Genomic DNA, 25716 nt, shown 5'->3' with positions numbered 1-25716 from the left:
GATTTATATTACGCGACGTAAACATCGTTCGCGGAGAGCGTCTTTATTCTTTCATATATTTGTAACTGAAATCGAAAATGGCGAAGTTATGTCCTCCGACCCAGTAACGCCTGGACGCAGTTTGTTCGGCGATTTCGTACCCCTGACGGGGTGTTCGGGGGATCGACGTGACCTTCAAGACATTGGCGCTCGCCAGCACCATCATCGCGCCGCTGTGGATCGCGCCCTGCGCCATGGCCCAGCAGGTCGCTCCGCAGGACGAGACCGCCGTCGATAGCGTCGTCGTCACCGGTTCGCGCATCGCCCGTCCGGAGCTGGAATCGGCCATGCCGATCTCGGTGATGAGCATGGAGCAGATCAAGGACTACGGCCGGGTCACCGTTTATGACGCCCTGATGCAGAACCCGGCCATGGGCCCGGGCTTGGGCGAGGCCAGCTCGCTGGGCCAAGAGTACGACGCCGGCGTCGCCAACATCAATCTGCGCAATATGGGCAACAACCGCTCGCTGGTGCTGGTCGACGGCCATCGCTGGGTGTCAGGCGGCGCGCGCACCTCGGCGGTCGACGTCAACACCATCCCCACCGCCCTGATCGATCGCTTCGAGGTGGTGACCGGCGGCGCGGCGGCCGTCTACGGCGCGGACGCCGTGACCGGCGCGGTCAACGTGGTCATGAAGAAGGAGATGAAGGGCGTCCACCTCAGCGCCACCACCGGCGTCTCCTCGCACAGCGACGCGCGCCAGTCGGACTTCACCGCCGCCACGGGCTTCAATTTCGCGGAAGGGCGCGGCCACGTCGTGCTGGGCGGCAACATCTCGGCCACCGACAAACTGCGCAGCACCGAACGCTGGATCAACCGCGATGTCTACAGCGCCAACCCGGCCAACACCGGCCCGGACGACGGTATCCCCGACCGGGTGCTCTATCGCGACTATCGCATCATGTACCGGTCGATCGTGCCGACCTGGTGCATGTACAACGGCAAGAACCCCTGCGGTAACAACAACGGCCAGTGGTACCAGTATGTCGACGGCAAGGTTACGGCCGTGCCGAAGAGCAGCTATGGCATCGTCACCAACGGCGAGACCGGCGGCCAGAACGGCGGTCCGGGGCTGAACGGCAACGAGAACCACTTCATCCGCAACGGGTCCAACCGCCAGTCGGCCTATGCCAACGCCAACTATGAATTCAACGAAGACACGGTGTGGAACGGCACGCTGAGCTTCACCCGCAGCACCACGCGCGGGGCCGGCGAGTTCCCCGAATATCGGACCGACGCGCGCACCGCCAAGACCTGGTGGGGCAACAACGGCGTCGGCAACACCGGCGAAATCGCCACCCTGACCAACCCGTTCCTGCCCGCCGCCATGCGCGACTACATGGTCGCCAACGGCCTGACCCAGCTGGGCCTGGACCGCAGCTACAACAACCTGCCCCAGACGATGGAGAAGCACGATCGTCGCAACTTCCTGCTGGGTACGGACATCACCGGCAAGCTGACCGGCAAGCTGCGCTGGACCGCCTTTGTGCGCTACGGCCAAGTCGACGACGATTGGACCACGACCAACATGGTGGGCCGCGACCAGTGGCTCTTCGCCCGCGACAGCGTGCGCGACGCCAGCGGCAATATCGTCTGCCGCGACGCCACCGCGCGCGCCGCCGGCTGCAAGCCGCTGGACTTCTTCACCACTGGGGCCCTGCCCCAGGACCTGCTGGACTACCTGCTGTTCGATCGCTTCGAGAAGACCCGCAACTCGATGCTGAACGCTGGCGCCAGCGTCGACGGCGACCTTTTCCGCCTGCCTGCCGGCGAGGTGAAGGCGTCGGTCGGCGTCGAATGGCGTCGCGAGAAGCTGGACACCTGGGACGATCCTGACACCGCCAAGCTCTCGACCATCATCTACGCGCCGGGCATGGACTTCGCCCTGCACCCCGACTTCCACCACAAGCGCGAGACGGCCGAGGCCTTCGCCGAGGTGGTCGTGCCGGTGCTGGCCGACCTGCCCTTCGCCCGCAGGCTGCAGGTCGAAGGCGCCTATCGCTATTCCGACTATAGCGACAACGAGAGCACCGACACGTGGAAGGCGGGCCTGACCTGGTCGCCGATCCGCGACCTGACCTTCCGCGGGACCAAGTCGCACTCGATCCGCGTGCCGAACTTCGGCGAGCTCTATACGCCGATCAGCTTCTCGACCTACGGGAAGATCGATGACCCGTGCTCGAGCGTCTACATCGCGCTGAAGCCGAGCCGCGCGGCCAACTGCGCGGCGACGGTGCCGGGCGTGAAGTTCCCGGTGCCGTACCCGAACCTGAACGTGCCGATCGTCTACAGCGGCGGCAATCCGGACCTGGCTCCGGAGACCTCGAACTCGTTCACCTACGGGGTCGTGTTCCAGCCGCGCTTCCTGCGCAACTTCGACATGACGATCGACTATTGGGACATCAAGGTCGGCAACGCCATCACCTCGCTGGGCTACACCACCCTGATGAACAACTGCGTGGACGCCGCCGGCGGCCCCGATCAGGCCTACTGCAAGTACGTGATCCGTAACCCGGCCGGGACGCGCGACACCGACGGCGTCCTGATTGAAGGCTCGGTCAAGGAAGTGCGCACCCAGTTCGCCAACCTCGCCGGCCAGCGCGTGCGCGGCATCGATCTCAGCGCGCGCTATCGCCGCGAGATCGGCCCCGGCATGCTGCGTCTGACCTTCGCCGGCGCCAAGCTGCTGGAGCAGACGACCATCTCGGAAAAGGGCAAGGCGGGCATCGACTACGCGGGCCAGTGGAACTACCCGACCTACAAGGCCACCCTGACCACCAGCTACGACATCGGCCGCTTCACCTTCGGCCTGAACAACCGCTACGTCAGCAAGAGCAAGTACGCCGTCAACTCGACCGACGAGTACAACGAGTTCCCCAACGTCCGCGCCTTCATCTACAAGGACGTGAACGTGACCTGGCGCTCGAAAAAGGACTTCGCCGTCAGCCTGGGCGTCAAGAACATCGACGACTATGGCGTGCCGCCGGCGATCCAGGACACCGCCATCTCGCCGCATGGAACGGGTGACGGCCGCAATATCGGCCCCGCCTATTACGACGCGATCGGGCGCTACTTCTTCCTCAAGCTCGACGCGAAGTTCTGATCGAAAGCGCGGCGGCCAAGTTCGCGCGAGCGATCTTGGCCGCTGCCGCGTTCGGTCGCGCGGACGCTTGAGCTATCGCTCTTCGTCGAAACGGTTGATGACCAGTTCGCACAGGGCCTCGACGGCGGCGGCGGCCTCCGGGCCCTCCGCGGAGATGTCGATGGTCGAGCCGATGCCGGCGGCCAGCATCATCAGGCCCATGATCGAGCGGGCGTCGACGCAGGCGCCGTCCCGGCTGACGGTCACCTCGGCGTCGAAACCGGACGCCATCTTCACGAACTTGGCCGAGGCGCGGGCGTGCAATCCCCGCTCGTTGACGATCTCGACCGTTCTGGACGTCATGCCTGTCACTTTTCTCCGGCGAGCACGTAGGAGGCCACGGAGATGTACTTGCGTCCAGCTTCCTGGGCGTGGGCCACGCAGACCTGCAGGCTTTCGCGTTGGCGCACGCTGGCCAGCTTGATCAGCATCGGCAGGTTGAGGCCGGCGATGACCTCGGCCTTGGTCTGCTCCATCACCGAGATCGCCAGGTTGCTGGGCGTGCCACCGAACATGTCGGTCAGCAGGATGACGCCCTGGCCGTCAGCGTCGACCTCGGCGCAGGCCTTCAGAATGTCCGAACGGCGACGTTCCATGTCGTCTTCCGGGCCAATGCAGATCGCCTTCACGGCCGCCTGCGGACCCACAACATGCTCCATGGCGGAGATGAATTCTTCCGCCAGACGCCCGTGCGTCACGATCACGAGCCCGATCATGCCTGATATCTCAAACGGGATCCCCATTCCCGCCGCGACCGGGAGAGCGTCGCGCGGGCGGCCTTGATACGCCCGTTAGAGAGCGACTCCAAGAGACTGCATGATGCGTCCGATTTTCAAGGGGGCGGCGGGTTCTCGCGGCCACAGGTCGAACATCGGGATCGACACGCCTTCGATTCGCTCGAAGCGCGGCTCGGGAAGACGCTCGACGGCGTCCGGCCGCTCGACGCAGCGGATCACGACCGCGACCTCGCAGAAGGGCAGGGCGGTGTTGGTGACGACGCCCAGGCCCCGCACCTCGATCAGGCCCGCCAGCGTGTCGGGAGCCTTGCCGTAGAGCCGTCCTCCCGCCACGAACACCACCGTACGGTCGTCGGCCACCAGCCGGAACCCGGCCTCCAGGGCGCGCAGGGCCAGATCGCTCTTGCCCACGCCCGATGGTCCTTCGATCAGGGCGCCGCGCCAGACGCCCTGGTGGCGCTGGGCGATCAGGCCCCCGTGTCGGGTTTCGGGGATCATTCGCGCACGTCCGGCAGCTCGACCACGAACCGCGCGCCCATCACGGCGCCGTCGGCGTCCTTGCGGTTCTCGGCATGGATCTGGCCGCCATGAGCCTCGACGATCTGGCGGGCGATGGACAGGCCCAGGCCCGAATTGCCGCCGAACGCCCGCCCCTTGGGTCGCGAGGTGTAGAAGCGCTCGAAGATGGTCTCGAGGTTGTCGGGCGGCATGCCTGGTCCGTCGTCCTCGACCGTCGCGACCAGCCGCCCGCGGACGCGCGACAGGCCGATGCGGACCTCGCCGTCGGCCGGGCTGAAGGAGCGGGCGTTGTCGATCAGGTTGCGGAAGACCTGGCCGATCGGGGTCTCGCGCCCCAGGATCAGGGCCGGGGAAACGCCCTCGGCCACGGTCAGTTTCACCCGGACGCTGCCCGGCGCCTCGCCGGGCCGCAATTGCGAGTCGTAGAGGCCCACCACCTCGGACAGCAGGCGGTGGAGGTCCAGCGTCTTGGGATGCTCGCGCGACAGCTCCGCATCCAGGCGCGAGGCGTTGGAGATGTCGGTGACCAGCCGGTCCAGCCGGTTGACGTCGTTCTGCAGGATGGCCAGCAGCCGCGCCCGGGCGGCGGGGTCACTGACCAGGTCCAGGGTTTCGACGGCCGAGCGGATGGAAGTCAGCGGGTTCTTGATCTCGTGCGCCACATCGGCCGCGAAGCGCTCGATGGCGTCCATCCGCTCGGACAGCGAATGGGTCATCTCCTCCAGCGAGCGCGACAGGTCGCCCAGTTCGTCGTTGCGGCGCGACAGGTCGGGCAGGGAGATGGCCCGCGCGCCCTGCAGGCGAACGAGGTCGGCGGCCCGCGCCAAGCGCAGGACCGGCACGGCGATAAGCCGGTGCAGCAGGACGCTGGAGATCAGGATGGCCGTCATGGCCACGACGATGAACGGCAGCAGCGCCCGGCGTTCGGCGGCGATGATCTCATCGACGTCGCCAGCCTCCAGGGTCAGCACGCCCAGAACCGCGCGCACATGCTGGATCGGTATCGAGACCGAGACCACCCGCTCGCCGTCCTCGGAGACGCGGGCGCCAGCGATGGTCCGGCCCTTCATCGCCTGGGCGATTTCGTCGGCCAGCGCCTTGCGGGCCCGTTCAGCCTTGGCTTCTTCGCGCGGCGTCTTGCGGGCGTCGTCCTTCTGGCCCGGCTTGCGGGCCGGCGGCAGCACCTTCCAGTCGACGCGGTCGGCGACCACGAACGAGTCGGCCAGCACCTTCCCGTGGGCGTCGAACAGGCGCGCCCGCTGCGAGCGCGGGATGAACAGCAGCTGCAGGATGGCGCTGGCGGTGTAGGGATCGAGCGCGGGCTCGGGCTCGCCCACAGTGGCCGACTGGTCGATGATCTTGGCGATCAGCTCGCCCTGGGTGGTCAGGCTGTCGATCCGCGCGTTGACCAGGCCGCTGCGCAGCTCGTTCAGCACCAGGGCCCCGACGACTAGGATCGTCAGGGCCAGCACGTTCAACGTGATGATCAGCCGTCCCAGCCGCGACCCGCGCGGCCAGGCGAAGCGCCGCCGGGGCCCATTTTCGCCTTGGGCCCCCGCGACGTCCGGAGAAATCGGCTCAGGCTTCGCGATAACGGTAGCCAACGCCGTACAGGGTCTCGATGGAGTCGAATTCCGGATCGACCTGACGGAACTTCTTGCGCATGCGCTTGATGTGGCTGTCGATCGTGCGGTCGTCGACATAGACCTGATCGTCGTAGGCCGCGTCCATCAGGTTGTCGCGACTCTTCACGAAGCCAGGACGCTGGGCCAGGGCCTGCAGCAGCAGGAACTCGGTGACGGTCAGGCGCACCGGCTTGCCGTCCCACAGGCTATCGTGGCGGGCTGGGTCGAGCGTGAGCTTGCCGCGCTTCATGACCTTCGAGCCGGCCGCCCCGGCGGGATCGGCGCCGATCGGGTCGTCCTCGGGCCTGGCGCGCCGCAGCACCGCCTTGACCCGTTCCAGCAGCAGCCGCTGGCTGAAGGGCTTGTGCATGTAGTCGTCGGCGCCGAGATTGAAGCCGAGGATCTCGTCGATCTCGTCGTCCTTCGAGGTCAGCATGATCACCGGAATCTCGGTGGTCTGGCGCAGGCGCCTCAGCACCTCCATGCCGTCCATGCGGGGCATCTTCACGTCGAGGATCACCAGGTCGGGCGGACTGGCCTCGACAGCCTCCAGACCCGAAACCCCGTCATAAAAGGCCTTCACCGTATGTCCGTGACTCTCCAGGGCCAGCGAGACCGAAGCGACGATGTTCTCGTCGTCGTCAATGAGCGTGATGGCGGCCATCTATTCGATCTTGTCCTTCGCCTTGGGGGTCTGTCCGGTCCAGATAGGAACATCAGAACGAACGGACAGTCTCCAACTCAATATTAGAGCGCGTCAGGCGCCGAAACCGCTCACACTCTCGGTCGACACGCTCGTCGGTCAGCCGATCCTACCGGCCGAGCCTCATGGCTTCAACGCACGGCGCGGCAAAGCTTTCCCGCGCTTGTCCCCGGGCATTGCGGCTCCAGCAAGGCGCGATTGGGGCGAGTCCCCGATGCGAGCTTTCCTCAACCTCACCTTAAGGTCTCGTATCCCATAGTCTGCACCTCGGGAGTCCTTGAAGTATGAGCCAAGTCCACTACGAACTCTTTGTCCGGCGAAAGGTCGGCGCGCAGTGGACGTTGGAAATCGCCACGGAGAGCCGCGCACACGCCCTGCAGACGGCCGAAGACGTTCTGGACCAAGGCCGCGCCGTCGCCGTTCGCGTCAGCAAGGAAACGCTGGACCCTTCGAGCGGCGAGTACAAGTCGATCGCCATCTTCACCAAGGGCATGGTCGACGGCGGCAAGCCCAAGAAGGAAGCGGAAGAGCGCGATCCGCTCTGCATCCAGCCCGCCGACCTCTATACCGCCCACGCCCGCGACCGCATCGGCCGCCTGCTCGAAAGCTGGCTGCATCGGCACAGGGCCACGCCGTTCGAGCTGCTGCACCGCCCCGACCTGGTCGAAAAGCTCGAGGCGTCCGGCACCGACCTGCAGCACGCCCTGCAGAAGATCGCCATTCCCGAGGCCGAGGCCCGTGGCGTCACGGTCCACGAGATCATCCGCCACTTCCAAGGCCTGGTCGAACGGACCATCGGCAACCTGACCAAGGCGTTCAAGAAGGGCGCCCTGCCGGATCTGGACAAGGAAGGCTTCGCCAAGGCCGCCGAGCGTCTGGTCGCCGATCCCGATCGCGCCTTCCTGCTGGGCGCCGGCGTGGCGGCCTCGATCGCCCCGGCCGTCAACTGGTCCGACAAGATCTCGCGCCTGCTGGACCTGGCCGACGCCGCCCCGGCCGAACCGCGGGCGCGCGCCGCCGCCCTCGCCGCCATCGAGCAGCCCCTGGCCGAGATCATCGGCTCGCGCGCCGGCATGGCCGATCTGCTGGAGGGCAAGGACGACCTGGGCTCGACCCTGGCCGCCATGACCCGCCTGACCGGGGGCGCGGCCGTCGAGGCCCTGATCCGTATCGAGGCCAGCGTCCGCGCCTGCCTGCCCGAATTGTCCGGCGTCGCGCAGCGTCTCAGCGAGTGGTTGAGCGGCGACGACTTCCCGACCGTGCGCAAGGCCATCGCCGAGCGCGTCCTGACCGAGCTGAACGGCGTGCGACGCCTCAAGCCTGGCGACGCCGAGGCCGAGATCGAGTACCTGCGCGCCCTGGCGATGAGCCTGACGGCGGCCGCTGGCCGGATTCTCCAGGCCGAGGACATCCAGGCGGCCTTCACCACCCGATCCAAGACGCTGCTGAATGGCGATTTCATCGAGGCCCTGCTGGGCCGTGACCGCTCTTCCTACGAAGAGATCAAGATCCTGATCCGGCTGGCCGAAAACGTCATGGGCGCGGTCAACAAGCGCAACGCCTCGCGCTGGTTGAACGCCAACATCAGCGCCATGCGGTTCGAAAAGGAGCTGCGCCAGGGACCGGATTCGCCCGTCGCCAAGCTCAGCCAGCTGGCGGGGCTGCAACGGTCGCTGACGCGCTCTGGCCTGGTGCGCGAAGACTACGAGCCGCTGTGCGCAAAGCTCGGCGACATCGGCGCGCTGATCGAAGGCGACTCGCGGCTCCTGGTCATGTTGGTGCGCGCGCCGGCGCCGCTGCCGCATCGCCTGAACCTGCTGGTCAAGCTGGCCATGGGCGAGGCTGGTCCGACCGGTCCGGTCGCCGACAAGGCCCGCGCCGAAGCTCTGAAGTTGGCCCGCGGTCCAGGCGTGCGCGAGCAATTGGCCGACTCGCCCCAGACCCTGGACCTGATCAAGACCCTGGTGGGCCAGGCGGCCTGAGCCGCGAACCCCTTTGACTCTTCCCCAGCGGCGCCCGGTAGGGTGACGCCAGCGTGCGGCTATCCGGGCCGCCGGAGGAGACCGCCATGGCTGTATTCACCGTTCTCTATCCCGCCCGCGACGGCGCGAAGTTCGACCACGCCTATTACAGCGCCACCCATATTCCGCTGGTGAAGGAGGCCTTCGCCGCGACGGGGCTCACGGGCGTGCAGGTGCTGACGGGGCTTTCGGGCGGCGGCGGCGGGCCCGCGCCGTTCGTGGCGATCGCCAACATCACCTTCCGGGACGCCGAAGCGCTGCAGGCTTCGCTGACCGGCCCCCGCGCGGCCGAGGTGATGGCCGACGTGGCGAACTTCACCGACATCCAGCCGATCGCCCAGGTCAGCGTGGCCGGATAGCTATCCGAGGACGCTCGCCAAGGCGTCCACCACCCGCTCGACGTCGCCGTCGGTCATGGCCGGATAGAGCGGCAGGGTCAGGCAGCGAGCGTACCAGGCGTCGGCGCCCGGCAGGTCCGCGAGGCCCTGTCGGTTGACGTAATAGGGTTGGCGGTGAACGGGGATGTAGTGGACCTGCGTCCCGACGCCCCGCGCCTTCAGGCTCTCGACCAACGCGCGGCGAGTCAGGCCCAGGCCCTCGAAGTCGATCAGCACGGTCAGCAGATGCAGGGCGGGGTTGGAGTGCGCGGGGCTCGTGGCCAGGCGCGCTTTCGGCGCGCGCTCCGGCAGCAGCCGGGCGTAGAGCGCCGTCAGTTCGCGCCGCCGGGCGACGAAGCGGTCCAGTTTGGCCAGCTGCGACAGGCCCAGCGCGCACAGCACGTCGGGGATGCGGTAGTTGAAGCCGAGCTCCGGCATCTCGTACCACCATGGATCGGCCCCGGCCGGCCGCACCATGCCGTGCGAGCGCAGCAGTCGGGCCCTGGCCGCGAGGGGCTCGTCGTTGGTGGTCAGCATGCCGCCCTCGCCGGTGGCGAGCGTCTTGACCGGATGGAACGAAAAGCTGGCGAAGCTGGAATAGGCGCCGTCGCCGACGGGATGCGCCACGCCGTCGAACGTTCCGATCGAACCCAGGGCGTGCGGGGCGTCCTCGACCAGCGCCGCGCCGACCACGTCGGCTAGGGCCTTCAGGGCGGGAAGGTCGCAGACGTCGCCGCGCAGGTGGACCGGCAGCACCGCCTTCACGCGCCGGCCGCGCGCGCGATCCAGCGCCTGGCTCAGCGTGTCCGGCGTCATCAGGCCGCTGTCGGGATCGACGTCGGCGAACACCACCTCGGCTCCGACGTAGCGGGCGCAGTTGGCGGTGGCCAGGAAGGTGACCGACGGGGCGATGCAGACATCGCCTTCACCCACGCCCAGGGCCATCATGGCCAGGTGCAGAGTGGCCGTTCCGTTCGAGACGGCCACGGCGTGATCCGCCCCGACCTTGGCGGCGAAGGCGGTCTCGAACGCCTCGACCGTCGGGCCGGTGGTCAGGAAATCGCCGCGCAGGGCCTCCGCCACGGCCGCGATGTCGTCGTCCTCGATCATCTGGCGGCCGTAGGGGAGGAAGGCGTCGCTCATCGCGCGGCCTTCTCCTCCAGCATGGTCAGCAGGCCTTCGGGCGAGAGCCAGTCGTGGTTGTTGTCGCTGCTGTACGAGAAGTCCTCGGCCACGGGCTTGGCGCCGTCGGCGGCCCCGTAGGGCTTGCGGCCGAACTCGGCGAAGTTGGGCTCGATGGCGAAGCGGTCCTCGAACTCGACGGTCGCGCGGGCGTCGTCGGCGCTGATCATGATCTCGTGCAGCTTCTCGCCCGGACGGATGCCGATCACCTTCATGCCGGCCGTGGGGGACATGGCCTTGACCAGGTCGGGCATGGCCATGGACGGAATTTTCGGCACGAAGATCTCGCCGCCGCGCATCATGGTCAGGGACGAGAGCACGAAGTCGACGCCCTCGTTCAGGGTGATCCAGAAGCGGGTCATGCGCGGGTCGGTGACCGGCAGGTCGGTGACGCCCTGGCTCAGCAAGCGGCGATATAGCGGCACGACGCTGCCGCGCGAACCGACCACGTTGCCGTAGCGCACGACGCAGAACCGCGTGCCGATGTCGCCCGACAGGTTGTTGGCGGCCACGAAGGTCTTGTCCGAGGCCAACTTGGTCGCGCCATAGAGGTTGGTCGGGTTGCAGGCCTTGTCGGTCGAAAGGGCCACGACCTGCTTGACGTGGTTGTTCAGGCTGGCCCAGACCACGTTTTCGGCGCCCAGCACGTTGGTGTGGATGCACTCTGACGGATTGTACTCGGCCGCCGGCACTTGCTTCAGGGCCGCGGCGTGGATGACGATATCGACCCCGCGCAGGGCCAGGGTCAGGCGCTCACGGTCGCGCACATCACCCAGGAAGAACCGAAGCTTGGCGTAGGTCGCCTCGTCGAACTGCTCGCGCAGCTCGATCTGCATGTCGCTCTGCTTCAATTCGTCGCGCGAATAGATGATCACCTTTCGCGGGGCGTAGCGACGCAGCACGGTCTCGATGAATCGGCGGCCAAACGAGCCGGTGCCGCCGGTGACCAGGATCACCTTGCCGTCCAGATCGAGAGATTTGGGAGAAAAACGGCCCAAGTGCTGCCTCCTCAGACGTCCGTCCGGCCGGCGGCCGCGACGACGAAGCGTGGTTAACGCCCCTGTTTGCGCCCACAGACGTAAAGAGGACGTCAACCCCGCCGCGCTAACAGGGGCTCATGCGCCGCTTTCGTCCGCTTCCGTCCGTCCTGGCCGCCGCGCTCGCGCTCGCGCCGCTGGCCGCCCCGACCCTGGCCTTCGCCGGTCATGGCGGCGGCGAGAAGAAGGAAGCGCCGACCACCTATTTCGCCCTGGATCCGATCAATGCGGTGGTGTTGCGCCGCGACGGCCGCCGCGGGGTCATGACCCTGGAGACCGGCCTGGAGGTCAAGGATCCCGAGCTGATGAAGCGGGCCCAGGCCTCGACCCCGCGCCTGCGGGCGGCCTTCGCCCAGGTGCTGATGGTCTATGCCGCCGGCCTGCGCGGCGGGGCGGCGCCCGACATGGACTATGTCGCCCGCGAACTGCAGAAGGCGGCCGACCAGGTGCTGGGCAAGCCCGGCTCCAAGGTGCTGCTGGGTTCGGCCCTGATCAGCTGACCGTCAGGTCCTGGACTTCCGCCGCGCCCTGAAGAAGCCCCGCAGCAACTCGGCGCTTTCCTCGGCCAGAACCCCGCCCGTGACCTCCGGTCGCCAGTGGCAGGTTGGCTGGGCGAAGAACTGCGGCCCGTGGACGACGGCGCCGCCCTTGGGGTCTTCGGCCCCGAACACCACCCGGCCTATGCGGGCATGGCTGATCGCCCCGGCGCACATGGCGCAGGGCTCCAGAGTGACGACCAGGGTCAGGTCGGTCAGCCGGTAGTTCTCCAGTTTCGCCGCCGCCGCGCGCAGGACGGCGATCTCGGCGTGGGCGGTGGGGTCGTGAGCCGCGATCGGGCCGTTGCCGGCCACGGCCAGCACGTCGCCGCTCTTCGGATCGAGGATCACCGCGCCAACCGGTGTCTCGCCCGCCTCGGCGGCCGCGCGGGCCGCGTCGAGCGCCAACCGCATCATGCGGTGGTCTTGATCCTCGTCCTGATCGGTGCGCATTAGCTGAACCCGAGAAAGCCCATCGTGAGATGCGCCCAGCCCAAGACGGACGCCGAGATGACCAAACCCCACGATCCCCTGTACGAGCCTGAACTCGATGGTCAAGACGGCGATCTTGACGGCGGTGCTGGCGAACGGGTCGCCAAGGCCCTGGCGCGGGCGGGCGTCGCCTCGCGGCGCGAGGTCGAGCGGCTGATCGAGGCGGGGCGCGTGTCGATCAACGGCAAGGTGCTAACGACCCCGGCGGTCAAGGTCGCGCCGGGCGACTTCCTGACCGTCGACGGCAAGCTGGTGGCCGAGCGCGAGCCGACGCGGATCTTCCGCTACCACAAGCCCACGGGCCTGATGACCACCCACAATGATCCCAAGGGTCGGCCGACGGTGTTCCAGTCGCTGCCCAGGGATCTGCCGCGCCTGATCTCGGTCGGGCGCCTGGACCTGAATTCCGAAGGCCTGCTGCTGCTGACCAATGACGGGGAGCTGTCGCGCGCCCTGGAGACGCCCGCCAACGCCTGGGTCCGCCGCTACCGCGCCCGCGCCTTCGGCGACACCACCCAGGCCAAGCTCGACACCCTGAAGGATGGGATCACCATCGAGGGCGTCCGCTACGGTCCCGTCGAAGCCAGGCTGGACAAGGCCCACGAGAAGGCCGGCGGCGGCAAGAACGTCTGGATCACGGTCTCGCTGTCCGAAGGCAAGAACCGCGAGGTCCGCAAGGTGCTGGAAGCGCTTGGCCTGAAGGTCAATCGCCTGATCCGTCTGTCCTATGGTCCGTTCGCCCTCGGAACCCTGGCCGCCGGCCAGATCGAGGAGGTTGGCCCCCGGGTGATCCGCGAGCTGCTCGAAGGCGTCGTGCCGCCCGAGAACATGCCGACCGGGGACCGTCCGAAGTTCGGCGGGATCGCCAATCCGGCCAAGGCGCCGGGCACGGCCGGTGGTGGCGACCTGCAGCGTCGAGGCGTCCCGCGCGCCGACCGCGACCTCAAGCCGGCCACGCCGGAAAAGCCCGAGAAGCCAGTCTACAAGGCCGGCTGGGCGCGGCCCAAGAAGAAGGTTTCGCCGCACGCTCCGGCCAAAGGTCCCGCCAAGGGGCCCGCCAAGGCCAAGCGCCCGCCGCCCAAGTCGATCGAGACCAAGTTCATCGATGACCGCAAGCCGGTCGCGCGCGCCAAGCCCGCGGCGCGTCCGGGCGCGAAGCCGGCCGATGGCGCGGCGCGGCGGGTCTCGGAAAAGCCCGGAAGGCCGACGGCGCGGCCGGGTGCGCGGCCGACTGGCGGCCGGGGCCCCGCCCCGCGTGGCGGTCCCAAGCGTTAGGGCTGCGTCGGCGCCGTCCTCAGTCGACGGGATTTGCCGACCGAGCGGTCATTTCGCGCCTGGCAACTTGATTCCCAGCAGGATCAGCCGTTCGCCGGTGATCCCGAACCAATGCGGGACGCCCGCGGGGACCAGGATGACATCGCCCGGACCCAGCGGCCGTGTCGCCCCTCCGTCGATCCGGCTTCCCTCGACCAGGGTGGCGTTCTTGGCCTTCGGATCGGCCATGACGCCGCCCGAAACCAGCGTGCCAGCCCCTTCGAGGACGATGGCGTATTCGGCTTGGTCGGGGTGAACGGCTGGGCGGCCCGGCTTCTTCCAGATCTCGATCGCCGCGACATTCGCGCCGTCGCGGACCAAGGGGTGCCACATGAAGCCTTGGTCGGGCTTCATCTCGGCCAGCATCTGGCGCAGCTGCGCCTGGACATCCGCGGCGCTGGCGAAACTGGTCGAGTCGGTGGCTTGGGCGGACGCGGCGGTGGTGAACGAGACCGCCATCGCCAACGCCGTCATGCCGATCATCAAGGCTCGGGCCATTATATTCTCCTAGCTCACGCCGCCGCCGGGGCCTGGAGCCGCGTCCAGCGGCGCAGGGCCGGCCAGCGGGCGGCCAGTTCGGCCACGCCGATGAAGCCGGCCAGCATCACCAGGGCGCTGGCGATCAGGCTGGCCTTGAACTCGTGCGGCGCGTCGGGACGGGTGGTCATCGGGCGCACCAGCAGCAGGATCACGGCGTTGTTGGCGGCGTGGGCGCCGATGCCCAGCTCGATCCCGCCCAGGCGCAGGGCCATCCAGGTCAGGCCCGCGCCCATGGCCGCGCGAACCAGGAAGGCGTCGATGTTCGGGTCCATGTGGATGGCGGCGAACAACAGACCGTTCAGCACCATCAGCACGATCGGATCGCGGACATAGGCCGCGCTCTGTTTCAAGAGCCAGCCACGGAAGACCAGTTCTTCGGCGGCGGCGGCCACCACCAGCAGGCCCACGGCCATGACCGCATACAGCGTACGGCCCACGAGGTTTGGCGAAACGCGCCACAGTGGCGGATCGATCGGCTCGCCGGTCAGGGCCGCGACGCCGACCAGGGCCGTCATGGTCACGCCGACCAGCACCAGTCCGCCGACCAGGAGGCGCTTGCGGGGCGGCTCGCCGCCATTGACGTATTCGGTGATGCGGCGGTGGTGGATCGCCCCGGCGGCGAACACGAAACCGACCGCCGCGCCCAGATTGACGCCGGCCAGCACCGCCAGGACGAACAGCGATTGCCGGCCGGAGGGTTCGGCGAGGCCAGGATCGGTGAAGACCCCGAACAGGTCGCCCGCCGCGGGCGCGCCGTCCAGTCCGCTGACGATCAGCAGGGCCGCCAGGGTCGCGGTGATCGCGCCGAGCAGGGCCGCCACGGCCCCGGCCAAGACGCCGAGCGGCACGGCGAAGACGCTCCGCCAGGGATCGCGGTCATAGGACGACAGGTCGGCCAGGAAGGGCGAACGCTTCGCCATCTCCAGGATTTCGCCCATGCGCATCGTTCGATCGCCCTTCCCTTCGATCCCGACTAAGAGGGGGCGGGGGCGGACTTGTAAAGCGCGCGCTTGCCGCATGGCTCCGAGGACGGCACACATCCCATTACGGGTTGTAAGGGGAAGGGCATGAGCGAGCGGGATTTGGGCAAGGCGGACACGGGCGGCGCGCACCTGCATCGACTGGTGCTGTTCTCGGACGCCGTCTTCGCCATCGCCATCACCCTTCTGGCGATCGAGATCCATCCGCCCGAGCACTGGCGGGGCGTGTCGGACCTGTTCCGCCAGATGTGGCCCAAGCTGGCCGCCTACGCCGTCAGCTTCGCGGTAATCGGCGTCTGCTGGTTCAGCCACCGCCGCGTGTTCGCGCGCCTCGTGCGGGCGGACGGCGGACTGGACGCCTTTAACTTTATCGTGCTCGGCCTGATCGCGCTGCTGCCGCTGGCGACCGAGCTCTTGTGGGAACAGCGCGGCGGCCAGGCCCTGCCGGTCTATGTCGGCCATGTCGCCCTGATCGGCCTGGCCATGGGCCTGGTCTGGGCCTACGCGGCCTTCGTGGGCAAGCTGGCCGAGCCGATGCCGCTGGGCGAGGCCCTCTACGTCCTAGTCCGGGTGACCTTGTTGCCGGGCCTGCTGTGCGGGCTCAGCATCTACAGTCTCATCTACCCCTGGGGCTGGGCCCTGATCGCGGTGGTGCTGCTCGGCCTCAACTGGATCGGCCGCCGCCTCGCCGGACCGAAGGCCGCCTGATGCGCATCGTCTCGGGCCAGTATCGCGGCAAGGCCATCGCCGCCCCGCCGGGCGAGGCCACCCGTCCCACGTCCGACCGCGCCCGGCAGGCGGTGTTCAACATCCTGGAGCATGCGTCCTGGGCCCCGGAGCTGCACGGGGCGCGGGTGATCGACGTCTTCGCCGGCTCGGGCGCGCTGGGCCTGGAGGCCCTGTCGCGCGGCGCCAGCTTCTGCCTGTTCGTCGAGACCGACGAGGCCGCGCGCGGCGCGATCCGCGAGAACATCGACGCCATGCAGCTGTTCGGCGTCACCCGCGTGCACCGCCGCGACGCCACGGACCTGGGCCCGCGTCCTGCCAGCGCCGGCGCGCCCTTCGACATCGCCTTCCTGGATCCGCCCTACGCCAAGGGTCTGGGCGAGCGGGCCGTGGCCGAGCTGAAGGCCGGCGATTGGCTCGCCCCCGGCGCGATCCTGATGTTCGAGCGCGGCCGGGGCGAGGTCGATCCCGCCCTGGACGGCTTCGAACAGATCGACGCGCGCGACTATGGCGCCGCGCGCGTCCTGTTCTTCAAGCGGGTCTAGCCTACCAGACCTTCGCCCCCACCCGATTGTCGAACTGGGCGCGGAGGTTGGAAAGCCCTAGCCGCGTAATGCGGTAGGGGCCGCCGTCCTGGCTGGCGATCAGTCGCTTGCGCTTGAGGGACTGGAAGACGCCGACCGTGCAGTCGGTCAGCGCCCAGCCGTCACGGGTGACACAGTCGGCCGAGACGATATGGCCTTGCTCGTCGCGTTCGAGGTCGATGCGGCCGCCTTGGGCCAGCGCGTGCAGCGTACGTTGCTGCGGTTTGGAGATGTTCAAGGGAATGTCCGAGAGATCGAGGCGAACGATCGCGCATCCGACGGGGTCTCTTCGAGACCCCTCTTTCTCAAGAACGGGCGTGATTTATCACGCCCGGAGCGAACGCGCGGGCGGAGACGGGCCTATCGACTTTCGAACCGAGGTTCGGAGCCTGTTAGGCCCGGACCTCGCGCACAATCTCTGACATGAACCACACAGGGAGGTTGGTGCGATGAAGATGGGGCAGGACGCGGCGAAGCTCAAGCCGCGTCTTCCTGCGCGGCCGCGGCGGGTATAGAATCGCCGGGTCGAAAAGGACCTGGATCGGCAGACGGTAAGCCCGGTCCTCCGCCATGCGGCGGAACTCCGTTCCCGCCCCGCGCGGTGAACCCACGGCAGGTTTCGGCGCGCCCCGCGCCGGCGACCTGCGCGTGGCGAACAGTCGACCCCACGACCGCGCGCGGGCCTTTCGAATGGAGCAATGCTCGTGCCTTTGATCCGCGCCGAGACCGGCGTCATCACCCAGATCAACGTCTTTACCGTCCCGCCGGGCGGGCAGCAGGCGCTGATCGATCACCTGGCCCAGGCCGCCGTCTATGCCCGCGAGGAGCCCGGCTGGCTGTCTGCCAGCCTGCATCGCAGCCTGGATGGGACGCGGGTCGTGAACTATGCCCAGAGCGCGGACCTCGATGCCGCGCGGGCGGTGATCGAACGCCTGAAGCAAGGCGGGTTCATCGACCGTAACCGCCAGTTCGGCGAGGCCCATCCCGGTCTCTACGAAGTGGTCATGACGCTCGAACGGTAGGCGAGCAGGGGCGGCGCCCTTCGCGGCGTCCGCCCCGTTCAGCCCTACTTCTTCACCTTCGCCAGCGTGGTCTGGGAGACCTTCACCGGCGCGCCCTGCTGGCGGGCGTCGCTGACCAGGCCAGCGCAATCGGCGTCCTTGGCCTCGCCGGTGGTGACGAACGGCAGGAGGGCGGCGATTGGATTGATGATCGAACCGAGAGCCGCGGCGACGCCGCCCTGGCCGACGGCCTTGCTGGGGTCCAGGCCGATCTTCGGCGCCAGGAACGGGCCCTTGACGGTGATCGGGATGAACAGGCGCATCAGGCGCGGCTTCTTGCTGTCGCCCTCGATGCGGAAGTTCATCCGCTCGGTCTCGAGGTTGATCTCACCGCGCCCCTTGGCCAGCACCACGCCTGTGTCGGCCACCAGGTGGTTGGTCGTCATGACGCCGTTCTTCACGGAGAAGTCGGCGACGGCGCAGCGAACCGCCGTCTCCTTGTCGCTCTTGGAAAGCAGCAGGATCAGGCCTTTGGAGGCGTTGACGCCCAGAAGCTCGGCGAAGGCCTGGCGGATCTGGCCGCGCGGCGCCACCAGCGTGACCTCGCCGTCGGCCGAGGCGGCGGCGCGGTGGACGCTGTTCCCGACGCCCGAGAGCTTGGCGCGCGCCATGACGGGGCCCGAGATCGCCGGCTTGCCCTCGCTCTGGATCGGGATGAAGTCCTCCAGCCGCGCGTTGGTCAGGCGCACGTCGAGGTCGGTGCGGGGCGTCGCCGGCCGGGCGTCCAGCCGCACCTTGCCGCGCAGGTCGCCGCGCGAGAAGGTGAAGGCCAGCGGGTCCAGGGTCAGCACGCCCTTATCCAGGGCCAGCTCCAGGCTGACCTTGCGCAGCGGCAGGTTCGGCGCGTTCACGGTGTCGGCGCGGTAGCTGACCTTGGCGTCCATGGCCCGCACGCGCTCGACCTGCAGGGTGGCGTCGGGCAGCAGGCGCTGGGTCGCATCACGCTGGGCGGCCTCGATCTTCTGGCCGGCCGAGGCGGTCTCGCCGCGGCCCGTGGCCGGGGCCGCGCCGACCAGGCTGCCGAGATCGTCGAAGTCCAGGCGCTTCGAGCGCAGGTCGGCCTCCAGATAGGGCCGCTCGCGTCCGGTCAGCACGAACAGGTCGCCCCGGATGTCGCTATCGCCAATGCGCCCCGACAGCGTCTCGAAGTCGGAGCGCTGGCCCTTGCGGACCAGGCGCCCCGAGACGCGATACGGCGGGGTGTTGGGCAGGGTCAGGCCCGTCAGGTCGTGCAGGCGGTTGAGATCGGCGCCCGACACGGTCAGCTGGGTCTCGAACCGGGCCAGGTCGAACGGCTTGGTGACCTGACCCTTGGCGAGAATGTGGGTCGAGCCCGCTCGAACCTCGGCGTCGAACGGGTAGGGCCTGTTGGGCGTGATGTTCAACAGCGGGCCGCCGGTGATCTGGGCCAGGAAGTCGGCCCTGTTCAAGGCGCCCTTGCCTTCCAGAACGAAGCGGCCACCGCGTTGGCCCGCGTGCTCCTGGGCGTTGACCGTCCCGACGAACAGGGCCCCGCGCTGACGATCGTCGAGGCGAAGCTCGCCCTCGTTGATCACGAAGCGCTGGATGGCCGGCAGCTTCAACGGCTTGTCGCTCGTGGGGGCGCCGAAGGTCCAGTTGGCCTTGCCGTCCTTGTCGCGCAGCAGGCGCACGTCCGGCTTGTCGAGCGCCAGGAACGGCAGGATGACCTCACCGCGCAACAGCGGCAGGATCTTGATCTGGACGGCGATGCGCTGGACCTGGACCATCTGGCCGGCGGCTGGATCGACGCGCTTGGCCCAGGCTGGCTGGCCGATGCGCACGCCATAGGCCTCGGCCTTGGGCGAGAACGACCAGGGATGGACGCGGAGATCGCCGGTGATCGCCACTTCTCGCTGCATCTCGGCCGAGGCGTAGCGGCCCAGCGGTCCCCGCAGCCAGTTCCAGTCGAAGATAACCAGGAAAGCGATGATCGCCGCCACCAGCGCCAGGGCCGAGCCGATGCCGATCATGGCGCGTCGCGACAGCCCGCGGAACGGTCCGCGCGGGGGCTCTGGCGAGAAGGTGGCGTCGGTGGTCGACAGGGGCGTGGCTCCGGTTGATCCCTGGTAACGCGCGAGGCCGGCGATCCTGTTCCCGAATCGGCGGGGCTTCCCCTGGGCGATCCCCGCGACTAGCTTGACGTCAAACAGGCGTTTGACGGGGCGGGCGATGGCGATCGAGGCGGTGATCTGGGACTTTGGCGGGGTGTTCACGACCTCGCCGTTCGAGGCCTTCCGCCGCTACGAGGCCGAACGGGGCCTGCCGAAGGACTTCATCCGCACGGTTAACGCCACGGCGCCCGACCACAACGCCTGGGCCCGGTTCGAGCGAGCCGAGATCGACGCGGCGGCCTTCGACACGTTGTTCCTGGAAGAGGCCGCGCGCCTGGGCCATTCCGTGCGCGGGGCCGAGGTGCTGCCTCTGCTCTATGGCGACCTGCGTCCGCGTGTGATGGAGGCTCTGAAGATCTGCAAGGCCCGGTTCAAGGTCGGCTGCATCACCAACAACGTCCCGACTGGCCATGGCCCCGGCATGGCCCAGAGCGCCGAGAAGGCCTTGGCCGTCGGCGATATCATGGCCCTGTTCGACGCGGTGATCGAAAGCTCCAAGGCCGGGGTCCGCAAACCCGATCCGCGCATCTATCAGATGATGTGCGAGCTCTTGGGCGTGGCGCCGGAGTCTTGCGTCTATCTCGACGACCTGGGGATCAACTGCAAGCCGGCGGCGGCCTTGGGCATGACGGCCATCAAGGTCTCGACCGAGGATCAGTTGCTGGCGGACCTTGCCGAAGCGACCGGATTGGCGTTCTGAGGGGGCGAGGCTCTTTCGGAGGAAACATGTCCCGTCCCAGGATCGGCGCCGCCGCCGCGATCGCCCAGCTCGACGCCTGGAGCGTCGCGCCGGATCACAAGGACGCCATCAGGAAGACCTTCCGCTTCGCCGACTTCAACGAGGCTTTCGGCTTCATGACCCGCGTGGCCCTGATGGCCGACAAGCTCGACCATCACCCCGAGTGGTTCAACGTCTACAACCGCGTCGAGGTGCTGCTGACCACCCACGACGCGGATGGGGTGACGGCGCTGGATGTCCAACTGGCGAGGTTCATGGACGAAGCGGCCGGCTGACTCTCTCCTCCCGCGCTAGGGGGAGGAGAGATGGGGCTTCCCTCGCGCCACCTCCCGGTTCAAACTGTCGTTTGAATTATAATCGGGAGGACGCCGCATGGCGCAGAGCACGGGCCGGGTCGCCGGCAAGAAGGCCTTCATCACCGGCGGGGCCCAGGGCCTGGGCGCCGCCGCCGCCCGACGCCTGGCCGAAGAGGGCGCCAAGGTCACGGTGGCCGACATCAACCTGGCGGGCGCGGAGGCCGTGGCGGCCGAGCTCAACGCCAAGCACGGCGCGGGCACGGCCTTCGCCCTGCCGCTGGACGTCACCCAGGAAGACCAGTGGATCGACGCCCTGGAGAAGGCCAACGCCCTGATGGGCGGCATTTCGGTGCTGCTGAACAACGCCGGGGTGGCGGGCGACGGGCCGCTGGAGTCGCTCGATTTCGGACTCTGGAAAAGGATCATGTCGATCAATGTCGACAGCGTCTTCCTGGGGGCCAAGCACGCCCTGACCTACATGCGCGCCAACCAGCCGGGCTCGATCATCAATATCAGCTCGATCGCGGGCCTAATCGCCAACCACAACTCGCCCGCCTACAACGCCTCGAAGGCCGCGGTCTGGTTGCTCAGCAAGAACATCGCGCTCTACTGCGCCAAGCAGGGGCTGGATATCCGCTCGAACTCGATCCACCCGACCTTCATCGACACCCCGATCCTGGACCCGCTGAACCAGCGCCTGGGCAAGGAAGAGGCCCACGCCAAACTGGGCCGTCAGATTCCGCTCGGTCACATCGGCGAGCCGAACGACATCGCCAATGCGGTGCTGTACCTGGCCAGTGACGAGAGCAAGTTCATGACCGGGGCCGAGATGCGGCTCGACGGCGGGATTTCGGCGATGTGAGGCGATAATCCTCCCCCGCGACGCGGGGGAGGTGGCCCAAAGGGCCGGAGGGGGCGAGCTGGAGGCAAGCCGCATTAGCCCCCTCAGTCGCTCAGCGACAGCTCCCCCGCATCGCGGGGAGCAGCTGGTTTCGTTCTACCGCGGCGCCCGCTTGGCCAGGATCCGTTGCAGGGTCCGGCGGTGCATGTTCAGGCGTCGCGCGGTTTCCGAGACGTTGTGGCCGCACATCTCGTAGACGCGCTGGATGTGCTCCCAGCGGACGCGGTCGGCGCTCATCGGGTTTTCCGGCGGGGTCGGGGCGGCGTCCTTGGCCGCCAGCAGGGCGCGGGCCACGTCGTCGGCGTCGGCCGGCTTGGAAAGGTAGTCGACCACGCCGGCCTTCACCGCCGCCACGGCCGTGGCGATGTTGCCGTAGCCCGTCAGCATGATGACCTTGGCGTCGGGCCGCGCGTCGCGCACCGCCTCGACCACCTTCAGGCCCGAGCCGTCTTCCAGTCGCATGTCCAGCACCGCGTGGGCCGGAGCCGCGCCGCGCAGGATGGTCAGGGCCTCGGCGACAGAGGCGGCCAGCGTCACCTCGAACCCACGCTGCTCCAGCGCTCGTCCGAGCCGGGTCCGCAGAGGACCGTCATCGTCCAACAGAAGCAACGTCTTGTCCGGCAGCGCCGAAACCAGCTCCCCGATATCCGCCATGAAGTCAGCGCCTCCCCGCGCCAATACTCAACAGGCCAAATAATAAACCATACTTCCGCGCTTCTGCGTCATAACTCAAGCCCCTGTATATCCGGGAGCTTCGAGCGCCGCGCGTGGCCAGCGCGCGGAAACGACGGCGCCGCCGCGCCGTCCATTGCGGAAATCCACTGTCGCGCCGGTTCGTTCCAGCAAGGTCTTGGCGATGAAGAAGCCCAGGCCCATGCCGATATGGCCGGTGCGCGAGCCCTCGGCGCCCGGCCGGGTGGTCACATAGGGTTCGCCCAGTTTGGCCAGCACTTCCGGCGAGAAGCCGGGGCCGTCGTCGCGGGCCTCGATCACGATGTAGCGGGGATCGAACCGGGCGATGACGATCACCTCGCTGCGGGCGAAATCCACCGCGTTCTCGACGATCGACGTCATGGCGTGGATGATCTCGGGCCGCCGCCAAATATCCGGCGCGGTCTCGCCCGACGGGCCATTGACCACGGCCTCGACCCGGACGCCGTGGACCATGTGCGGCTCGATCACGTCCTGGACCAGCTGGACCAGGCTCATGCGCTCGTGCACCGCGTCGGTCGCCTCGGGCATTTCGGTCAGGCGCTGCAGGATCTCGCGACAGCGGGCGGCCTGGCCGATCAGCAGTTCGGCGTCCTCGCGAACCTCCTCGCTGGTGGCGTTGCGGGCCATCTCCCGCGAGACCACGGAGATGGTGGCCAGGGGCGTGCCCAATTCGTGCGCCGCCGCGGCGGCCAGGGCGCCCAGGGCCGAAAGCCGCTGCTCGCGGGCCAGCACCGTTTCGGTGACGTTGAGGGCCAGCTCCATCCGCGCGGATTCGCTGGCCGCCTGCCAGGCGTAGGCGGCGGTCAGGATGATGCCCACGATCCGGGCCGCCACGATCATCCAGAGCATGGTGGGCGTGGGCGCGAAGGGTGTCGGCAGGCCGTTGATGGTCGGCAACGGCATGTGGAAGATGGCCAGAAGGATCGACGCGGCGATCGCCAGGGCGCCCAGGCCGATCGCATAGCGGGCCGGCAGGGTCGCCGCCGCCAGGGTCACGGGCGCGATCAGCAACAGGGCGAAGGGGTTGTTGGCCCCGCCGGTCAGGTAGATCAGACCCGAAAGCTGCAGGATGTCGAAAGCGATCTGGGCGGTGGCCTCGCCGTCCCTGGCCAGCCGCTGGCCGCTCGACGCCAGGCCCAGCAGGACGTTCAGCCAGGCCGACAGGGCGATCAGGGTGAAGCACATGGCCCAAGGCACGTGCATCTTGAGCGCCAGGCCCGAGATCAGCAGGGCGGCGGTCTGGCCCACGACCCACACCCACCGCTGCGTCAGCAGAGTGCGAACTCTCAGACGTCCCCGGCGCAGGCCCGGAGCGGTCCAGGCCCAGGCGTCATCTTGCGCGGGCTCATCGCCCGGCCTATCGAGCCCCCTGTGACGTGGATCCTCGGGCGCTCCAGCGAACGAAACGTCAGCCATGAAGTGAGGATTGTCCAGAATTGCGCGCTTTGCGAGCGCAAAAAGATGGGCGAGAACAAAAGGATGCGCCGCCGATGTCCCAGAACGTGCCTCGCCACCGTCTGATCCTGGTCGCCGCTTGCCTGCTGGGGCTGGTCGTTCTCGGCGGCCTGGCTTGGCGCGCGGGCGTGTTCCGCGGCGAGGCGCCCGCCGCCGTCGGCGGTCCGTTCCAGTTGGTCGATCAGAACGGCGCGCCCGCCACCGAAAAGGTCCTAAAGGGCAAGTGGAGCGCGGTGTTCTTCGGCTTCACCTACTGCCCCGACGTCTGCCCGGGCACCCTGCAGGGCCTGGCGGCGGCGACGGACCAACTGGGGCCCGAGGCCAAGGACTTCCAGATCGTCTTCGTCTCGATCGACCCGCAGCGCGACACGGTCGCGCAGATGAAAACCTATCTCGCGGCCGACTATGTTCCGAAGTCGACGATCGGCCTCACCGGCTCGCAGGAGCAGGTCGCCGCGGCGGCCAAGGCCTACAAGGTCTACTACGCCAAGGTGGGCGATGGTCCGGGCTACACCATGGACCATTCGACGGCGATCTATCTGATGGATCCCAAGGGGCGCTTCAAGGCCGTGATTCCTTACAACCTGCCGCCGGCGGATATCGCCCAGCGCATCAAGACCGCCATGGACGAGGGCTGATCCTCCATCCGACTTCGCCGGGGAGACCGGCGAATGGCGGCGGCGCCATGACGCGGCGCAAAAAGTCGTGAACGACTAGACTTTCTTAGGCCTCGCCGTGCTATGTTGCGCTGCAACATAGCGGATGCGCCATGCTCTACGCCCTTCACGAAGCGGCCTACTACGCCTCAACGCCGATGCGCCTCGCGGCGCTGGCGACCCGGCAGTTCTGGGGCTCACCCCTGAATCCCGCCGCGGAATCGGCGCTGGGACGGCGACTCCACGCCGGCGCGGATCTGTTCGCCAACATCACCCGGCGATATGGCAAGCCCGCCTGGAACATCGACACGGTCAAGATCGGCCAGGTCGACGTCCGCGTCCGACCCACCGTGGTCTGGGAAAGCCCTTGGGCCCGCCTGATCCAGTTCGACCGCGACATGGCCGACATGCGCCGGGCCGGCAAGTTCTCGCTGGATCCCGCCGTGCTGATCGTCGCCCCGTTGTCGGGCCACTACGCCACCCTGCTGCGCGGCACGGTCGAGGCCTTTCTGCCCGACCACGCGGTGTTCATCGTCGATTGGGTCAACGCCCGCGAGGTCTCGGTCCTGGAGGGGCGCTTCGACTTCCACGATTATATCGACCACGTGATCCAGATGCTGTCGGTGCTGGGGCCGCGCCCCAATGTCGTGGCCGTCTGCCAGCCTGGCCCACCGGTCCTGGCGGCCGCGGCGGTCATGGCCGAGCAGAATCATCCTTCGCGCCCGGCCAGCATGACCTTCATGGGCTCGCCCATCGATGCTCGCCTGTCGCCAACCGTCACCAACCAGCTGGCCGAGGACAAGCCGTTCACCTGGTTCCAGTCGAACATGATCTACACGGTGCCGCCGCCCTATCCGGGCGCGGGCCGGCGCGTCTATCCGGGCTTCGTGCAGCTGGCCAGCTTCATGAGCATGAACGCCGAGCGCCACCAGGAGGCCCACCGGCGCTATTTCGAGCACCTGGTCACCGGCGACGGCGACAGCGCCGACAAGCACCTGGAGTTCTACGACGAGTACCTCTCGGTCCTGGACCTGACCGAGGAGTTCTATCTCCAGACCATCGACATCGTCTTCCAGCAGTACCTGCTGCCCAAGGGCGAGCTGATGCACCGCGGGACCCTGGTCAAGCCGCAGACGATCACCGACATCGGCCTGATGACGGTCGAGGGCGAGAACGACGACATCTCCGGCATCGGCCAGACCCAGGC

The 25716-nt window shown here is 68.0% G+C and carries 27 protein-coding genes; 13 read left to right on the top strand and 14 right to left on the bottom strand.

Going from position 1 to position 25716, the window contains the following annotated elements:
* Nucleotides 1-167 precede the first annotated feature (167 nt).
* Nucleotides 168-3143, top strand: coding sequence for a TonB-dependent receptor plug domain-containing protein (locus tag VJ655_RS11530; RefSeq protein WP_324111203.1), 2976 nt, complete (start codon nucleotides 168-170; stop codon nucleotides 3141-3143).
* Nucleotides 3144-3215: 72 nt separating this feature from the next.
* Here the strand turns inward: VJ655_RS11530 and VJ655_RS11525 are convergent, their stop codons facing one another.
* The 5 genes from VJ655_RS11525 to VJ655_RS11505 all read right to left on the bottom strand — a co-directional run bounded on the left by VJ655_RS11525 (nucleotide 3216) and on the right by VJ655_RS11505 (nucleotide 6727).
* Nucleotides 3216-3494: an HPr family phosphocarrier protein gene (locus VJ655_RS11525; protein WP_324111202.1), complete on the bottom strand. Its 279-nt coding sequence runs from the start codon at nucleotides 3492-3494 to the stop codon at nucleotides 3216-3218.
* Nucleotides 3491-3898: a PTS sugar transporter subunit IIA gene (locus VJ655_RS11520; RefSeq protein ID WP_324111201.1), complete on the bottom strand. Its 408-nt coding sequence runs from the start codon at nucleotides 3896-3898 to the stop codon at nucleotides 3491-3493. The genes VJ655_RS11525 and VJ655_RS11520 overlap by 4 nt, the downstream gene beginning before the upstream one ends.
* Nucleotides 3899-3973: 75 nt before the next feature.
* Nucleotides 3974-4417, bottom strand: coding sequence for an HPr kinase/phosphorylase (locus VJ655_RS11515; protein WP_324111200.1), 444 nt, complete (start codon nucleotides 4415-4417; stop codon nucleotides 3974-3976).
* On the bottom strand, nucleotides 4414-6042 hold the full coding sequence (locus tag VJ655_RS11510) for an ATP-binding protein (protein WP_324111199.1): 1629 nt from the start codon (nucleotides 6040-6042) through the stop codon (nucleotides 4414-4416). Before VJ655_RS11510 ends, VJ655_RS11515 begins: the two co-directional genes overlap by 4 nt.
* A complete protein-coding gene (locus VJ655_RS11505) occupies nucleotides 6017-6727 on the bottom strand; it encodes a response regulator transcription factor (protein WP_324111198.1) in 711 nt (236 codons plus the stop codon). The genes VJ655_RS11510 and VJ655_RS11505 overlap by 26 nt, the downstream gene beginning before the upstream one ends.
* Nucleotides 6728-7050: 323 nt before the next feature.
* Here VJ655_RS11505 and VJ655_RS11500 point away from each other — a divergent pair, with 323 nt between their 5' ends.
* A complete protein-coding gene (locus VJ655_RS11500; RefSeq protein WP_324111197.1) occupies nucleotides 7051-8748 on the top strand; it encodes a hypothetical protein in 1698 nt (565 codons plus the stop codon).
* 86 nt (nucleotides 8749-8834) lie between these two features.
* On the top strand, nucleotides 8835-9146 hold the full coding sequence (locus VJ655_RS11495) for an EthD family reductase (protein ID WP_324111196.1): 312 nt from the start codon (nucleotides 8835-8837) through the stop codon (nucleotides 9144-9146).
* Here the strand turns inward: VJ655_RS11495 and pseC are convergent, their stop codons facing one another.
* Both pseC and pseB read right to left on the bottom strand, forming a co-directional pair.
* Nucleotides 9147-10307 carry a UDP-4-amino-4,6-dideoxy-N-acetyl-beta-L-altrosamine transaminase gene (pseC, locus tag VJ655_RS11490; RefSeq protein WP_324111195.1) on the bottom strand — a complete coding sequence of 387 codons (1161 nt, stop codon included), beginning with the start codon at nucleotides 10305-10307 and terminating at the stop codon, nucleotides 9147-9149.
* On the bottom strand, nucleotides 10304-11344 hold the full coding sequence (gene pseB / locus VJ655_RS11485; RefSeq protein ID WP_324111194.1) for a UDP-N-acetylglucosamine 4,6-dehydratase (inverting): 1041 nt from the start codon (nucleotides 11342-11344) through the stop codon (nucleotides 10304-10306). Before pseB ends, pseC begins: the two co-directional genes overlap by 4 nt.
* Before the next feature lie 119 nt (nucleotides 11345-11463).
* Here pseB and VJ655_RS11480 point away from each other — a divergent pair, with 119 nt between their 5' ends.
* Complete coding sequence (locus VJ655_RS11480) at nucleotides 11464-11883, top strand: hypothetical protein (RefSeq protein WP_324111193.1); 420 nt, start codon at nucleotides 11464-11466, stop codon at nucleotides 11881-11883.
* A 3-nt stretch (nucleotides 11884-11886) separates the two neighbouring features.
* Here the strand turns inward: VJ655_RS11480 and tadA are convergent, their stop codons facing one another.
* Nucleotides 11887-12372: a tRNA adenosine(34) deaminase TadA gene (gene tadA / locus VJ655_RS11475; protein ID WP_324111192.1), complete on the bottom strand. Its 486-nt coding sequence runs from the start codon at nucleotides 12370-12372 to the stop codon at nucleotides 11887-11889.
* Between the two features lie 57 nt (nucleotides 12373-12429).
* Between tadA and VJ655_RS11470 the strand changes: the two genes are divergently transcribed.
* A complete protein-coding gene (locus VJ655_RS11470; protein WP_324111191.1) occupies nucleotides 12430-13686 on the top strand; it encodes a pseudouridine synthase in 1257 nt (418 codons plus the stop codon).
* A 48-nt stretch (nucleotides 13687-13734) separates the two neighbouring features.
* Here the strand turns inward: VJ655_RS11470 and VJ655_RS11465 are convergent, their stop codons facing one another.
* Together VJ655_RS11465 and VJ655_RS11460 are read right to left on the bottom strand one after the other, a co-directional pair.
* The gene (locus VJ655_RS11465) at nucleotides 13735-14223 is read right to left on the bottom strand and encodes a cupin domain-containing protein (protein WP_324111190.1); all 489 of its coding nucleotides are present in this window, start codon (nucleotides 14221-14223) and stop codon (nucleotides 13735-13737) included.
* Nucleotides 14224-14237: 14 nt separating this feature from the next.
* On the bottom strand, nucleotides 14238-15209 hold the full coding sequence (locus VJ655_RS11460) for a CPBP family intramembrane glutamic endopeptidase (RefSeq protein WP_324111189.1): 972 nt from the start codon (nucleotides 15207-15209) through the stop codon (nucleotides 14238-14240).
* Nucleotides 15210-15332: 123 nt separating this feature from the next.
* Between VJ655_RS11460 and VJ655_RS11455 the strand changes: the two genes are divergently transcribed.
* A complete protein-coding gene (locus VJ655_RS11455; protein ID WP_324111188.1) occupies nucleotides 15333-15953 on the top strand; it encodes a TMEM175 family protein in 621 nt (206 codons plus the stop codon).
* Nucleotides 15953-16516 (top strand): 16S rRNA (guanine(966)-N(2))-methyltransferase RsmD, encoded by a 564-nt coding sequence (gene rsmD, locus VJ655_RS11450; protein ID WP_324111187.1) that lies wholly within the window; start codon nucleotides 15953-15955, stop codon nucleotides 16514-16516. The genes VJ655_RS11455 and rsmD overlap by 1 nt, the downstream gene beginning before the upstream one ends.
* Nucleotide 16517: 1 nt before the next feature.
* Here the strand turns inward: rsmD and VJ655_RS11445 are convergent, their stop codons facing one another.
* Entirely contained in the window at nucleotides 16518-16793 is a 276-nt protein-coding gene (locus tag VJ655_RS11445; protein ID WP_324111186.1) for a YjhX family toxin, read from the bottom strand.
* 466 nt (nucleotides 16794-17259) lie between these two features.
* On the opposite strand from VJ655_RS11445, the gene VJ655_RS11440 reads away from it, so the two are divergent.
* Complete coding sequence (locus tag VJ655_RS11440; protein ID WP_324111185.1) at nucleotides 17260-17577, top strand: antibiotic biosynthesis monooxygenase family protein; 318 nt, start codon at nucleotides 17260-17262, stop codon at nucleotides 17575-17577.
* 44 nt (nucleotides 17578-17621) lie between these two features.
* On the opposite strand, the gene VJ655_RS11435 is transcribed toward VJ655_RS11440, so the two are convergent.
* On the bottom strand, nucleotides 17622-19607 hold the full coding sequence (locus tag VJ655_RS11435; protein WP_324111184.1) for an AsmA family protein: 1986 nt from the start codon (nucleotides 19605-19607) through the stop codon (nucleotides 17622-17624).
* A 199-nt stretch (nucleotides 19608-19806) separates the two neighbouring features.
* Between VJ655_RS11435 and VJ655_RS11430 the strand changes: the two genes are divergently transcribed.
* The 3 genes from VJ655_RS11430 (at nucleotide 19807) to VJ655_RS11420 (ending at nucleotide 21645) form a co-directional block, all read left to right on the top strand.
* A complete protein-coding gene (locus tag VJ655_RS11430; RefSeq protein WP_324111183.1) occupies nucleotides 19807-20448 on the top strand; it encodes an HAD-IA family hydrolase in 642 nt (213 codons plus the stop codon).
* 26 nt (nucleotides 20449-20474) lie between these two features.
* Nucleotides 20475-20762 (top strand): 4a-hydroxytetrahydrobiopterin dehydratase, encoded by a 288-nt coding sequence (locus tag VJ655_RS11425; RefSeq protein WP_324111182.1) that lies wholly within the window; start codon nucleotides 20475-20477, stop codon nucleotides 20760-20762.
* Between the two features lie 97 nt (nucleotides 20763-20859).
* Nucleotides 20860-21645, top strand: coding sequence for an SDR family oxidoreductase (locus tag VJ655_RS11420; protein WP_324111181.1), 786 nt, complete (start codon nucleotides 20860-20862; stop codon nucleotides 21643-21645).
* Nucleotides 21646-21780: 135 nt separating this feature from the next.
* Here VJ655_RS11420 and spdR read toward each other — a convergent pair whose 3' ends face one another.
* Nucleotides 21781-22338, bottom strand: coding sequence for a stationary phase response regulator transcription factor SpdR (gene spdR, locus VJ655_RS11415; RefSeq protein ID WP_056055214.1), 558 nt, complete (start codon nucleotides 22336-22338; stop codon nucleotides 21781-21783).
* Nucleotides 22339-22413: 75 nt separating this feature from the next.
* Nucleotides 22414-23814 (bottom strand): ActS/PrrB/RegB family redox-sensitive histidine kinase, encoded by a 1401-nt coding sequence (locus VJ655_RS11410; protein ID WP_324111180.1) that lies wholly within the window; start codon nucleotides 23812-23814, stop codon nucleotides 22414-22416.
* Between the two features lie 86 nt (nucleotides 23815-23900).
* Here VJ655_RS11410 and VJ655_RS11405 point away from each other — a divergent pair, with 86 nt between their 5' ends.
* Entirely contained in the window at nucleotides 23901-24491 is a 591-nt protein-coding gene (locus VJ655_RS11405) for an SCO family protein (RefSeq protein WP_324111207.1), read from the top strand.
* A gap of 131 nt (nucleotides 24492-24622) precedes the next feature.
* The coding region (locus VJ655_RS11400; RefSeq protein WP_324111179.1) for a polyhydroxyalkanoate depolymerase at nucleotides 24623-25716 on the top strand (1094 nt) is incomplete at its 3' end.

The organism is Caulobacter sp. (genome assembly GCF_035254145.1).
GTDB lineage: Bacteria > Pseudomonadota > Alphaproteobacteria > Caulobacterales > Caulobacteraceae > Caulobacter.
Note: the sequence above shows the minus strand (reverse complement) of the source record. Positions and strands in the feature narration are given on the sequence as shown.